Source organism: Kumtagia sp. (genome assembly GCF_059502445.1).
On the sequence record NZ_JCACER010000074.1, the window covers coordinates 1 to 10,588 of the forward strand.

Sequence of the window (10,588 nt, forward strand, 5' to 3'; positions counted from 1 at the left end):
CACGAAGCCCGGACACGCAACCCTGTTGACCGCAATTACAGAAGCTTGTCGAACCGCGAGGGCGCCAGACGCTGCCCGAAAGTAGGCTGTCGCTCGGTGCCGATCCTTGTCAGCATCCGTCAGGATTGTTTTCCCGAGTTTATCCCCACCCCCCCAACCGGAGCGACACTGTCATCGCCTGTGCTGGAAAGGAGGCGGCGGTGGACTGGGATGCGGCAATCGAGAAGAATCGCGAGGCGCTGAAGCGCATCCTCGCCATGCTCGTCGCCATGGCCGGGCTGGATCTCGGGGAACTCAGGGGACAGTTTACTTTCTTTCGGCAGAAAGGCGGCGGCGGTTCAGGCCTCGCGCGGGCCGAAAAAAGTAAACTGTCCCCGGCACTTGCGCCGGCACTCGACCCCTCGCTCACCCTTCCCCGCCGCCTCCACCGCGCCATACTCCGGCTGCTGCGTCCCGCCGAAGCGGCGGTGCGGCGGCTCATCGTCGTGGCCGCGCGTGGCCTCGTCGTGACCCTGCCGCCGCCCCGGCAGAAACCGCAGCCGAAATTCCGGCCCGGGGCCGGCCCCGTCCGCATGCCGGCGCGGCCGAAAACCCGCGCCCGGCGCGCGACCCTGCCTCTGCTCGATCCGCTAAAACCCTGGAACCGCCGCCCGTGGCTGGCGCCCAGGGGCGTGCCGCGCATCTCCGTTCCCGGTATCACCGAGCCGTTCCGCATCCCCGCCTGGTCGCCCAAAGATCCGATCGACGCGAGGCGGCTGGACGCGCGGCTGCGGGCGCTGGTTTTGGCGCTCGACGACCTGCCCGGCCAGGCAAGGCGCTTCGCCCGCTGGCGGGCGCGCCGCGACGCCGCCCTCGCGCGCGAGCGGGAATCCGGCGGTCTGCGCCGGTTCGGCCGCTTCTCGCCGCTGAAACCCGGCCGGCCGCCGGGCTGGCGGCGAAAAAAGCCCGTTCACGAGGTGCACGAGGTCCTCGACGTCGTGCACGGCCTTGCCCAGTGGGCGCTGGAGCCGCCCGACACGTCGTGATTGCGCCCCCGCCGGACTCAACAAGCGAAAAAATCAGCAACCCCTCGGATTTTTCCGCAGCGGGGCGACGATGGCTGTCGCAACGCTTATCGTTGCGAATCTGTTGGCGAAGCCGGCCAAACCTGCTTAGAGCATCGGCTTCGAAACCCGGGACGACAAACGTGAAAAACCCCGTCCAGATGGCCGTCATCGGCGCCCCGCACGGCATACGCGGCGAGGTGCGGGTGAAAACCTTCACCGGCGATCCGCTGGCGCTCGGCGACTATGGGCCGCTGCAGACCGCCGACGGCCGCCGCTTCGAGGTGCTCGACATCCGCCCGGCGGGAACCGTGGTCGTGGTGCGCTTCAAGAGCGTCGGCGACCGCAACGCCGCCGAGGCGCTGAACGGCACGGAGCTCTTCGTCGACCGCTCGGCGCTTCCCGACGACACCGAGGAAGGCGAGTTCTACCACGCCGACCTGGTCGGGCTCGCCGTGCGCGACGAGACCGGCGAGCCGGTCGGCAAGGTGGTCGCCGTGCAGAATTTCGGCGGCGGCGACATTCTGGAGATCGTCCATGGCGGGACGAAGGGCGTGCTGATCCCGTTCACCGAGGCGGCCGTGCCGGAGGTCGACGTCGCCGGCGGCTTCGTCCGCATCGACAGCATCGCCGCCGGGCTGGTGGAGGAGGAGGAGGACGCGCGGCCGCCGGCCGATGAGAAGCGGGACCATGGCAAGCGCGGCTTCGATGCGAGCCGGCGCCCGCGCGGCCCGAAGGGCGCCGGAGGCAACCGGTGAGCTTTTCCGCCACCGTGCTGACGCTCTATCCGGAGATGTTTCCGGGCCCCCTCGGCCTGTCGCTCGCCGGCCGCGGCCTGGGCGAAGGCGCGTGGTCGCTGGAGACGGTGCAAATCCGCGACTTCGCGCTCGACAGGCATCGCAGCGTCGACGACACGCCGGCCGGCGGCGGCGCCGGCATGGTGATGCGCGCCGATGTCCTGGCGCGCGCCGTTGACCATGCCTCGCCGCAAGGCGATCCGCGCCCGCGCCTGCTGATGAGCCCGCGCGGAAAGCCGCTGACCCAGGCGCGCGTGCGCGCGCTGGCCGCCGGCCCCGGCGCCGTCATCCTGTGCGGCCGCTTCGAGGGCGTCGACCAGCGCCTCATCGATCTGCGCGGGCTGGAGGAGGTCTCGGTCGGCGACTACATCCTGTCGGGCGGCGAGCCGGCGGCGATCGTCCTGCTCGACGCCGTGGTGCGGCTCCTGCCCGGCGTCATGGGCAACGCGCAGTCCGGCGACGAGGAGAGTTTCGAGAACGGCCTGCTGGAGCACCCGCATTATACGCGCCCGCAGGAATTCGAGGGCAGGCCCATCCCTGAAGTGCTCACCTCGGGCAATCACGCGAAGATCGCTGCCTGGCGGCGGGCGCAGGCGGAAAAGCTTACGAAGGAGCGGCGGCCCGACCTGATGGCGAAGCGCCCTCATCCCGTCCAGAAATAATACCCAGCGAGAAACAGGCCGACCGCGATGACCAGGCCGCGCATCACCGTCTGCGGCACACGCTTGGCCGTCCACACGCCGGCATAGCCGCCGAGCGCCACCGCCGGCACCATCACCAGCGCCTGCGGCCACGCCACCACGCCGCCGGAGACGAACACGACGATCGCGACCGCCGCGATCACGATCGACAGCATGTTCTTCAGCGCGTTCAGCCGGTGGTAGTCGCCGGACTGGGTGAGGCCCAGCGTGGCGAGCATCATCACGCCCATGCCGGCGCCGAAGAAGCCGCCATAGACGGCCGTCAGGAACTGCACCAGCGATCCGAGCGCCGAGCCGACCGCCGCCTCCTGGCCGGGCTTCGGCTTGGGCTTCAGCCACGGGCCGGCGGCGAACAGCGCGGTGGCGGCGATCAGCAGCCACGGCACCATGGCGCGGAACGACGGGTTGGACAGCGACAGCAGGATCAGCGATCCGGCCAGCGCCCCCGCCGCCGAGATCGCGCAAAGCAGCAGCGCGCCGCGCCAGAACCGCTTGATGTCGCTCCAATAGGCGAGCGTCGAGGTGATGTAGCCGGGGAATTGGGTGATCGACGAGGTCGCGTTGGCCGCGATCGGCGGCAGACCGGCGAGCGACAGCGCGCCGAAGGTGAGGAAGGTGCCGCCGCCGGCAATGGCGTTGACCACGCCCGACAGGAAGCCGGCGGTGGCGAGAAGCAGGATGTCGGCTGGGTCCATGTCCGGCGGCGGTCCTTGAAGCGGCGATCCGAAAGGCTGTAAAGGCGGGGATGGCCGTTCGCAAGCAATGGGGCGGGAACGAGCGACCCGAGAGCCGGGCCGAATTTCGCATACCGGGCGTGACAAGCCGGCGATTTTGGTGTATCGCCGCGCACGCAACCGGAAGGATGACCGACCGGGCCCGTCATAAGGACGGTGAATTCGCCCCTGCTTCTCCTTTCGAGGATCGGCATAGCCGCGCGGCAAGATGTGCTGCAAGGCGAGCGTCGGGCGCTCTGGCTGTCGAGAAGCAAGAAGAGGTTTATTCCGATGGATATCATCCGTCAGCTCGAGGCCGAGCAGGCCGCCAGGATCGAAGCCAAGCGCACGCTGCCCGAATTCCAGCCGGGAGACACGGTGCGCGTCCAGGTGCGCGTCACCGAAGGCACCCGCACCCGCCTGCAGGCCTATGAGGGCGTCGTCATCGCCCGCTCCGGCTCCGGCTTCCAGGAGAACTTCACGGTCCGCAAGATCTCCTACGGCGAGGGCGTCGAGCGCGTCTTCCCGGTCTACTCGCCGATGGTCGAGGGCGTCGAGATCGTGCGCCGCGGCAAGGTGCGCCGCGCAAAGCTCTATTACCTGCGCGATCGCCGCGGCAAGTCGGCCCGCATCTCGGAGAACACCGGCGTGCGCGCCCGCAAGCTGAACGACGCCGAGCGCGAGGCGCTCAACGCCGAGAAGGCCAAGCTGGAGGCCGAGAAGGTCGCCGCCGCCCAGGCGCTGGCCGCCGAGAAGGCAGCGGCCGAGAAGGCAGCCGCCGAGGCCGCGGCCGAGAAGACCGCAGCCGAATAAGCTCGGCGCAGCAGCAATATCAAAGAAGAAAAAGGCGGCCGGCGAGCCGCCTTTTTTGTTGCGCGGACAGGCGGCTGCGCAGCCTCCTCCCGAAGTGATTTGACCTCGTGCCGCGGGACCCTACCCTGTGGAGCGGTCCGTTCGCGAGGTGTCCCATGAAACCCTTCCGATCCCAACGAGCCGGCACGCGCGGTCTGCTGCTGGCATCCATGCTCGCCTTGGCGACGGCCGTTCCGGCGCTCGCCCATCACGGCTGGTCGTGGACGCAGGACGGCTTCTTCCGGCTCGAAGGCGTGATCCGCGCCGTCTATGTCGGCAATCCGCATGCAACCCTCGACGTCGACGCCGGGGGCGAGCTGTGGCGGGTCGAGCTGGCGACGCCGTCCGCGACGATCCGCGCCGGCTTCACCGAGGATGCGGCGAAGATCGGCGACGAGGTGGTGGCGATCGGCAACCGCTCGCGCGACGCGGCGGAGAAGCGGATGAAGGCGGTGCGCATCACCGTCGGCGGCAAGACCTATGACGTCTATCCAGGCCGCGTACCGCCGGCCTGAGCCGCCGTGGAAGCCCTGTCCGCAATCGAGCAGCTCGGCGCGGTCCGGCTGCTGAAATCGTCCTTCTATGCCTACCCGCTGGTCAACGCGCTGCACATCGCCGCCATCGGCGCGCTGTTCACATCCGTCTGGCTGATGGACCTGCGCGTGCTCGGCGCGTTCCGCACCGTTCCCGAACATCCTTTCCTGGCGCTGATGCGGCGGGTCGCTATCAGCGCCTTCGCCGGCGCAGCCCTCACGGGAGCGGCCCTGTTCTCGATCCGGGCGACTGAATATGCGGGAATGCCGGTGTTCTGGGCCAAGATGGGGCTCATCCTGCTCGCCGGCCTGAACCTGCTCTTGTTCGCGATGCTAGCCCGCAAGCGGCCGCCGCAAGCACCAGCCGGCAGCGGCGAACGCCTCGCAGCAAGCCTCTCCGCCCTGCTGTGGACAGGCGTCCTGCTGTGCGGCCGCTTCATCGGCTTTGCCTGAAGGGCTGGCAGGCGCGGAACTTGAACGGCCGGCAGATCATCGCGGAAAGAGCGGGCCCGTCAAAGCTCCAGAAACGTCTCGAACCCGCCATAGATCATGCGCTTGGCATCGAAGGGCATGGTGTCCCAGTCCGGCTTCAGGCGAGGATCGGCCATGACCTTGGCATTGATGGCATCGCGCTGCTCGCGGGACTGGTAGAGTATCCAGGCGAACACGACGACCTCGTCGTCCTTGGCCTGCACCGAGCGCGGGAACGACGTCACCTCGCCATAAGGAACGTCGTCGCCGATGCACTCGACATAGGCGAGCGCTCCATGGTCCTTCCAGATCTCGCCGGCCTGGGCCGCCATCTTGCGGTAGGCGTCGAGATTGGCTTTCGGCACCGCGAGCACGAATCCGTCGACATAGGACATTCCGGTCTCCTCTTTCTCGTCCGCACAGAGGACGTGTGAGGAAACCCGGCCCCGACATCGCGGTTCCGCTTTTTCTGCGCGGCGGAGCGGCTAAGCCGACAGCGCGCGGAATCGTTCGACGACGGCGTCGCCCATGGCCGTGGTGCCGACCTCGGTCTTACCCTCGGAGAGAATGTCCCTGGTGCGCAGGCCTTCGTCGAGCACCGCCGAGATCGCCGTCTCCAGCCGGTCGGCTTCCGCCACCATGCCGAACGAGTAGCGCAGGCACATGGCGAATGAGGCGATCATGGCGATCGGGTTGGCGATGCCCTTGCCGGCGATGTCCGGCGCCGAGCCGTGCACCGGCTCGTAGAGCGCCTTGCGGCTGCCGGTTTTGGCGTCGGGAGCGCCGAGCGAGGCCGACGGCAGCATGCCGAGCGAGCCGGTCAGCATCGCCGCCACGTCCGACAGCATGTCGCCGAACAGATTGTCGGTGACGATGACGTCGAACTGTTTTGGCCAGCGCACGAGCTGCATGCCGCCGGCATCGGCGAGCATGTGGTCGAGCTTGACGTCGGCATATCTGGCCTTGTGCGTCTGTGTCACCACCTCGTTCCACAAGACGCCGGACTTCATCACGTTGCGCTTTTCCATCGAGGTGACGTGGTTCTTGCGCGTGCGCGCCAGCTCGAAGGCGACGCCGGAGATGCGCTCGATCTCGAACGTGTCGTAGACCTGCGTGTCGATGCCGCGCTTCTGGCCGTTGCCGAGGTCGATGATCTCCTTCGGCTCGCCGAAATAGACGCCGCCGGTGAGTTCGCGCACGATCAGGATGTCGAGACCCTCGACCACCTCCGGCTTGAGCGACGAGGAGGCGGCGAGCGCCGGGTAGCAGATCGCCGGCCTTAGATTGGCGAACAGGGCAAGGTCTTTGCGCAGGCGCAGCAGGCCGGCCTCGGGGCGGACCTCATAGGGAACGGGATCCCACTTCGGCCCGCCGACCGCGCCGAACAGCACCGCGTCGGCGGCCAGCGCCTTGGCCATGTCCGCTTCGGAGATCGCCCGGCCGTGCGCGTCATAGGCCGAGCCGCCGACCAGGCCGCGCTCGGTCTCGAAGCCCGCGCCGAGATCGGCGTTCATCACCGCGATCAGCTTCTCCACCTCGGCCATCGCCTCGGGACCGATGCCGTCGCCGGGAAGCAGCAGGAGTTTTTTCGAAGCCATGTCGCGATGTCCTTGGACCGTTGGGGAAAGCCGCGGTCTTGCTAGCGGCGAAGGCAGCACCGCGCAAGGCTTATTGCCGGGCAAACCTGCTGCTCGATTGCAAGCTTACCGGCCAATGTGTATCTACTTCGAGAGACATACACACGAGGCGAGATCCATGCGAACCAACATCGAACTTGATGACGCGCTGATCGCCGAAGCGATGAGGATCACCGGGCTTGCCACGAAACGCGCAACGGTGGAGGAGGCGCTGAAGCGACTGGTGCATCAGGATCGACACCGCGAAGCGCTCGAGACGATGAGGGGGATCGGCTGGGAAGGCGACCTTGATGCCATGCGCACGGACTGGACGGACGACGACAGTCGATGATCGCCGTCGACAGTTCTGTCTGGATCGACAATCTTCGCAATCTCGATACGCAGCAGGTGAAGAAGCTGGCGGCAATCGCCAACCCCTACGAAATTCTGGTTGGAGACATCGTTCTTCTGGAAGTTCTGCGAGGGCTTCGCGACGAACAGCAAGCTTCGCTCGTCGAAAATGAAATGCGCCAATACCGGATCGTTCCGATGCTCGACGGTCTATTGGCGGTCAAGGCGGCAGCGAACTACCGCTATCTGCGGGCAATGGGAGTAACGATCAGGAAAAGTGCCGATCTCATCATCGGCACGTTCTGCGTCGAGCGCGGCCACGTTCTGCTCCACGCCGACCGAGACTTCGACGCGATGCAGAAGCACCTCGGGTTGCGCATCTATTGATGTCTATGCCCTGACCTTCGGACGATCTACCGGGTGCATCCCCCGAAGCGAGTCTCGAAGGAAGCTCGCCGGTTACGCCGCGTCACCCATTCCGTCTCAGCGCCGTCACCTCGATCTCGATCTTCATCTCCGGCTTGTTCAGCTCGCAGACGATCATCGTCGCGGCGGGCCGGATGTCGCCGAAGGTCTCGCCCAGGATCGGAAAGACGCGGTCCACATAGGCGGCGTCCGTGAGGTAGTAATGCGCGCGCACCACGTCGGCGAAGGAGAAGCCGCCCTCCTCCAAGGCCCTGCCGATGGTGGCGAGACAGTTGCGCGCCTGCTCCTCCACGCTCTCCGGCATCGTCATGGTCGCGTAGTCGTAGCCGGTGGTGCCGGCAACGAAGCACCAGTCACCCTGAACGACGGCGCGCGAATAGCCCGCAGTTTTTTCGAACGGCGATCCGGTGGAGATAAGCTTGCGCATGTTCCCTCGCCGCCTGCATGGCGCCGCATATGCCGACCCGGCCAGTCGTCAGGCCCAGGGCCGGGCGGCCGCCGCGCTCTTCTCGTAGGCGGCGATCGCCGGCGCCTTCTCCAGCGTCAGGCCGATGTCGTCGAGGCCGTTGAGCAGGCAGTGGCGCTTGAAATCGTCGAGGTCGAATTTCACCACGCCGCCGTCCGGCCCGCGGATTTCCTTGGCTTCGAGATCGACGGTGACAGTGGCATTGGCGCCGCGCGAGGCGTCGTCCATGAGCTTGTCCAGGTCCTCGGGGCTCACCGTCACCGGCAGGATGCCGTTCTTGAAGCAGTTGTTGTAGAAAATGTCGGCGAAGGAGGTGGAGATGACGCAGCGTATGCCGAAGTCGAGCAGCGCCCAAGGCGCATGCTCGCGGCTCGAGCCGCAGCCGAAATTGTCGCCGGCCACGAGAATCTGCGCGGTCCGGTAGGCCGGCTTGTTGAGCACGAAATCCGGGTTCTCCGTGCCGTCCTCCGCGTAGCGCATCTCGGCGAAAAGCCCGGTGCCGAGACCGGTCCGCTTGATGGTCTTCAGATAGTCCTTGGGGATGATCATGTCGGTGTCGACATTGATGATCGGCAAGGGCGCGGCGACGCCGGTGAGCTTGGTGAACTTGTCCATGATGGTCTGCCCGTGACACGGAAGGGAATTTCGCTGCCTCGCTTTACAGCAAGCGGCGGCGGATTTCAAAGCCTCGCGGCGCTTCGGTTCAGAAGAAGTGCCGGTCGAAAATCGTGTCGGCGATGGAGACTTGTTGCCGCATCCACCTGTCGAGAGCTATCCGTCTGCCATGAACCAGCTCGACAGCCTCGTCATCAGAGCAGCGCAGCCTGCGGATGCGGAGCTTTTGCCCGAAATCGAACGGTCGGCGGGGCAGGCCTTTCTCGACGTGCCCGGTCTCGCCTGGATCGCCGAAGACGAGGTTCAGCCGCCCGCCCGCCATCTGGAACTGATTGCCGGCGGTCATTCCTGGGTCGCAACTGACGGGAAGGCGCTTGTCGGCTTCCTGAGCGCCGAACGGCTCGACGACACGCTGCACGTCTGGGAACTGGCCGTGGCGCATGGGTTTCAGGGCCGGGGCATCGGCCGCGCCCTGCTTGCGCACGCCATCGACGTCGCGCGGCGCCGGAAGCTGGCGGCCGTCACGCTGACCACCTTCCGCGACGTCCGCTGGAACGAGCCGTTCTACCGCAAGCTCGGCTTCCGGACGCTGGATGCCGGCACCACCCCCGCCCGCCTCCAGGCGATCCTCGATCGGGAATCCGCAAGCGGCCTGCCGCGGGACCGCCGCTGCGCGATGCTGCTCGCCCTCCGCTAGCCGGCCGTCCACCACGGCGCCGTCCACGTCCGCCGGCTGTCATACGCCTACGAATAGGTCTGCGGCGACTTTTTATACGCCTCCTCGCAGCGCGGCGAACAGAACCACGGCCCGTCCGGCGGAGCCCGCCGATAGGACGCGTAGGGTGCATGCATCTTGCACACCGGATCGATCCAGGCCGGATCGGGCGAGGGGGCAAGCTCGATCTCGTAGAGCGGGACTTCGGCGGCCAGCGACCGCAGCGCCGTCGAGCCGAGATCGCGGACCGATATGCCCCTCGCCTCGGCGATCTCGGCAACCGGCTGTGTCGCGAGCAGCTGGCCGGGGGCGGCCAGCGCCGCAATGCGTGCCGCGATGTTCACGGTCGAGCCGAAGAGATCGCCCGCCCTGCGGATGACCGGGCCATGGTTCAGCGCCGCCCGCGTCAGCGGCAGTCGCGGTTCCTTCCGGCAGGCCGGCAGCAGCCTTCCAAGCGCCTGGATCGCGCTTTCCGGATCGGCAAACGACAGCATCGCCTCGTCGCCGATCCATTTGATCGGAGGGCCGCCGAGCGCCTCGCCGACCATGGCCTCGAATATCTCCAGCACGTCGATCGCGGCTGCGTCCCCGTAGACGTCGGCGATGGCGCTGAAGCCCGCGAGGTCGATGAACGCAACGGTGGCCGATGCGCCGGCGGAACTCTGGGTCGGACTGTCGGTTGTTCTATGCATCGCCAAACGATTTAGCGCCATTGTACGGTTTTTCGAATCCCGGCGCCCCGGCCCTCACCCCGGTCCGGCACCCTCCGCCGCATACTCCTCAGCCATCGCCATGAAGCGGTCGTTGTCGGGCAAGGTTTCGTAGCTGTAGCGCGCCGGGGTCTTCGCCCATGCAAGGCCCTCGCTGGTGTACAGTTCGACGAAGGGCATGAACCACTGGTGCTCGTCGAGCATCGTCGGACGCAAATTGACCAGCCAGTCGAGGCCTTCCGGCCGGGTGAACATCCAGCTCTTGCAGAACGGGCAGAAGAAGTGTTGCGACGCGCCCTGCAGGCCGCCCCGCACCGGCTCGCCCAGGGTGACCGAAAATCCTTCCGCCGGAACGGCGAGCGACAGCGAATAGGCGCTCGCCGTCATTCGCTGGCAGCCGCTGCAGTGGCAGGCGGAGGCTAGCAGCGGCGGCGCGCTCACCTCGATGCGGCAGCGGCCGCAGCGGCAGCCGCCGGCCCAGGGCAGTTTCCAGTCGCGCATGGCGGGCCTCCTCCGTGGGGCTTCAGGATAAGGAAAGTCGGTGCATGGCGAAAGCGGCATGTCGGCGCGGGCCTCGCC

Annotated in this window: 16 protein-coding genes; 9 read left to right on the plus strand and 7 right to left on the minus strand. The window is 67.1% G+C overall.

Features of this window, described 5'->3' with window-relative positions:
• The first annotated feature begins 200 nt into the window (after window positions 1–200).
• From AC5JDC_RS19555 to trmD, 3 genes are all read left to right on the plus strand, one after another.
• Complete coding sequence (locus AC5JDC_RS19555) at window positions 201–1,025, plus strand: hypothetical protein (RefSeq protein ID WP_495843814.1); 825 nt, start codon at window positions 201–203, stop codon at window positions 1,023–1,025.
• Between the two features lie 179 nt (window positions 1,026–1,204).
• On the plus strand, window positions 1,205–1,801 hold the full coding sequence (gene rimM / locus AC5JDC_RS19560; RefSeq protein ID WP_495843861.1) for a ribosome maturation factor RimM: 597 nt from the start codon (window positions 1,205–1,207) through the stop codon (window positions 1,799–1,801).
• On the plus strand, window positions 1,798–2,502 hold the full coding sequence (trmD, locus tag AC5JDC_RS19565) for a tRNA (guanosine(37)-N1)-methyltransferase TrmD (RefSeq protein ID WP_495843816.1): 705 nt from the start codon (window positions 1,798–1,800) through the stop codon (window positions 2,500–2,502). The genes rimM and trmD overlap by 4 nt, the downstream gene beginning before the upstream one ends.
• Here trmD and AC5JDC_RS19570 read toward each other — a convergent pair.
• Window positions 2,484–3,236, minus strand: a complete 753-nt coding sequence (locus AC5JDC_RS19570) for a sulfite exporter TauE/SafE family protein (protein ID WP_106772919.1) — start codon at window positions 3,234–3,236, stop codon at window positions 2,484–2,486. The two genes, trmD and AC5JDC_RS19570, sit on opposite strands and share 19 nt — an antisense overlap.
• A 309-nt stretch (window positions 3,237–3,545) precedes the next feature.
• On the opposite strand from AC5JDC_RS19570, the gene rplS reads away from it, so the two are divergent.
• The 3 genes from rplS to AC5JDC_RS19585 all read left to right on the plus strand — a co-directional run bounded on the left by rplS (window position 3,546) and on the right by AC5JDC_RS19585 (window position 5,092).
• On the plus strand, window positions 3,546–4,067 hold the full coding sequence (gene rplS, locus AC5JDC_RS19575; RefSeq protein WP_106773045.1) for a 50S ribosomal protein L19: 522 nt from the start codon (window positions 3,546–3,548) through the stop codon (window positions 4,065–4,067).
• 209 nt (window positions 4,068–4,276) lie between these two features.
• The gene (locus AC5JDC_RS19580) at window positions 4,277–4,621 is read left to right on the plus strand and encodes a DUF6152 family protein (protein WP_495843863.1); all 345 of its coding nucleotides are present in this window, start codon (window positions 4,277–4,279) and stop codon (window positions 4,619–4,621) included.
• A 6-nt stretch (window positions 4,622–4,627) separates the two neighbouring features.
• Complete coding sequence (locus AC5JDC_RS19585; RefSeq protein WP_495843818.1) at window positions 4,628–5,092, plus strand: hypothetical protein; 465 nt, start codon at window positions 4,628–4,630, stop codon at window positions 5,090–5,092.
• A gap of 59 nt (window positions 5,093–5,151) precedes the next feature.
• On the opposite strand, the gene AC5JDC_RS19590 is transcribed toward AC5JDC_RS19585, so the two are convergent.
• The gene (locus AC5JDC_RS19590; RefSeq protein ID WP_106772922.1) at window positions 5,152–5,505 is read right to left on the minus strand and encodes a DUF1428 domain-containing protein; all 354 of its coding nucleotides are present in this window, start codon (window positions 5,503–5,505) and stop codon (window positions 5,152–5,154) included.
• A 90-nt stretch (window positions 5,506–5,595) separates the two neighbouring features.
• Window positions 5,596–6,708: a 3-isopropylmalate dehydrogenase gene (gene leuB, locus AC5JDC_RS19595; RefSeq protein ID WP_495843820.1), complete on the minus strand. Its 1,113-nt coding sequence runs from the start codon at window positions 6,706–6,708 to the stop codon at window positions 5,596–5,598.
• A 157-nt stretch (window positions 6,709–6,865) separates the two neighbouring features.
• Here leuB and AC5JDC_RS19600 point away from each other — a divergent pair, with 157 nt between their 5' ends.
• Both AC5JDC_RS19600 and vapC read left to right on the plus strand, forming a co-directional pair.
• Window positions 6,866–7,078 carry a type II toxin-antitoxin system VapB family antitoxin gene (locus tag AC5JDC_RS19600; RefSeq protein ID WP_495843822.1) on the plus strand — a complete coding sequence of 71 codons (213 nt, stop codon included), beginning with the start codon at window positions 6,866–6,868 and terminating at the stop codon, window positions 7,076–7,078.
• Complete coding sequence (gene vapC, locus AC5JDC_RS19605; RefSeq protein WP_495843824.1) at window positions 7,075–7,464, plus strand: type II toxin-antitoxin system VapC family toxin; 390 nt, start codon at window positions 7,075–7,077, stop codon at window positions 7,462–7,464. Before AC5JDC_RS19600 ends, vapC begins: the two co-directional genes overlap by 4 nt.
• Before the next feature lie 82 nt (window positions 7,465–7,546).
• Here vapC and AC5JDC_RS19610 read toward each other — a convergent pair whose 3' ends face one another.
• Window positions 7,547–7,930: a RidA family protein gene (locus tag AC5JDC_RS19610; RefSeq protein WP_495843827.1), complete on the minus strand. Its 384-nt coding sequence runs from the start codon at window positions 7,928–7,930 to the stop codon at window positions 7,547–7,549.
• A gap of 48 nt (window positions 7,931–7,978) precedes the next feature.
• On the minus strand, window positions 7,979–8,584 hold the full coding sequence (gene leuD / locus AC5JDC_RS19615) for a 3-isopropylmalate dehydratase small subunit (protein WP_106772926.1): 606 nt from the start codon (window positions 8,582–8,584) through the stop codon (window positions 7,979–7,981).
• Between the two features lie 169 nt (window positions 8,585–8,753).
• On the opposite strand from leuD, the gene AC5JDC_RS19620 reads away from it, so the two are divergent.
• Window positions 8,754–9,281, plus strand: coding sequence for a GNAT family N-acetyltransferase (locus tag AC5JDC_RS19620; RefSeq protein WP_495843829.1), 528 nt, complete (start codon window positions 8,754–8,756; stop codon window positions 9,279–9,281).
• 47 nt (window positions 9,282–9,328) lie between these two features.
• Here AC5JDC_RS19620 and AC5JDC_RS19625 read toward each other — a convergent pair whose 3' ends face one another.
• Window positions 9,329–9,991 (minus strand): hypothetical protein, encoded by a 663-nt coding sequence (locus tag AC5JDC_RS19625; RefSeq protein WP_106772928.1) that lies wholly within the window; start codon window positions 9,989–9,991, stop codon window positions 9,329–9,331.
• 54 nt (window positions 9,992–10,045) lie between these two features.
• Window positions 10,046–10,510 carry a GFA family protein gene (locus AC5JDC_RS19630; RefSeq protein ID WP_106772929.1) on the minus strand — a complete coding sequence of 155 codons (465 nt, stop codon included), beginning with the start codon at window positions 10,508–10,510 and terminating at the stop codon, window positions 10,046–10,048.
• Between the last annotated feature and the right edge of the window lie 78 nt (window positions 10,511–10,588).

Coding starts and splice junctions, on each gene's coding strand:
- rimM (WP_495843861.1), top strand. CDS start 1,205: ATGGCCGTCATCGGCGCCCCGCACGGCATACGCGGCGAGGTGCGGGTG.
- AC5JDC_RS19570 (WP_106772919.1), bottom strand. CDS start 3,236: ATGGACCCAGCCGACATCCTGCTTCTCGCCACCGCCGGCTTCCTGTCG.
- rplS (WP_106773045.1), top strand. CDS start 3,546: ATGGATATCATCCGTCAGCTCGAGGCCGAGCAGGCCGCCAGGATCGAA.
- AC5JDC_RS19580 (WP_495843863.1), top strand. CDS start 4,277: ATGCTCGCCTTGGCGACGGCCGTTCCGGCGCTCGCCCATCACGGCTGG.
- AC5JDC_RS19590 (WP_106772922.1), bottom strand. CDS start 5,505: ATGTCCTATGTCGACGGATTCGTGCTCGCGGTGCCGAAAGCCAATCTC.
- leuB (WP_495843820.1), bottom strand. CDS start 6,708: ATGGCTTCGAAAAAACTCCTGCTGCTTCCCGGCGACGGCATCGGTCCC.
- AC5JDC_RS19600 (WP_495843822.1), top strand. CDS start 6,866: ATGCGAACCAACATCGAACTTGATGACGCGCTGATCGCCGAAGCGATG.
- vapC (WP_495843824.1), top strand. CDS start 7,075: ATGATCGCCGTCGACAGTTCTGTCTGGATCGACAATCTTCGCAATCTC.
- AC5JDC_RS19610 (WP_495843827.1), bottom strand. CDS start 7,930: ATGCGCAAGCTTATCTCCACCGGATCGCCGTTCGAAAAAACTGCGGGC.
- leuD (WP_106772926.1), bottom strand. CDS start 8,584: ATGGACAAGTTCACCAAGCTCACCGGCGTCGCCGCGCCCTTGCCGATC.
- AC5JDC_RS19620 (WP_495843829.1), top strand. CDS start 8,754: ATGAACCAGCTCGACAGCCTCGTCATCAGAGCAGCGCAGCCTGCGGAT.
- AC5JDC_RS19625 (WP_106772928.1), bottom strand. CDS start 9,991: ATGCATAGAACAACCGACAGTCCGACCCAGAGTTCCGCCGGCGCATCG.
- AC5JDC_RS19630 (WP_106772929.1), bottom strand. CDS start 10,510: ATGCGCGACTGGAAACTGCCCTGGGCCGGCGGCTGCCGCTGCGGCCGC.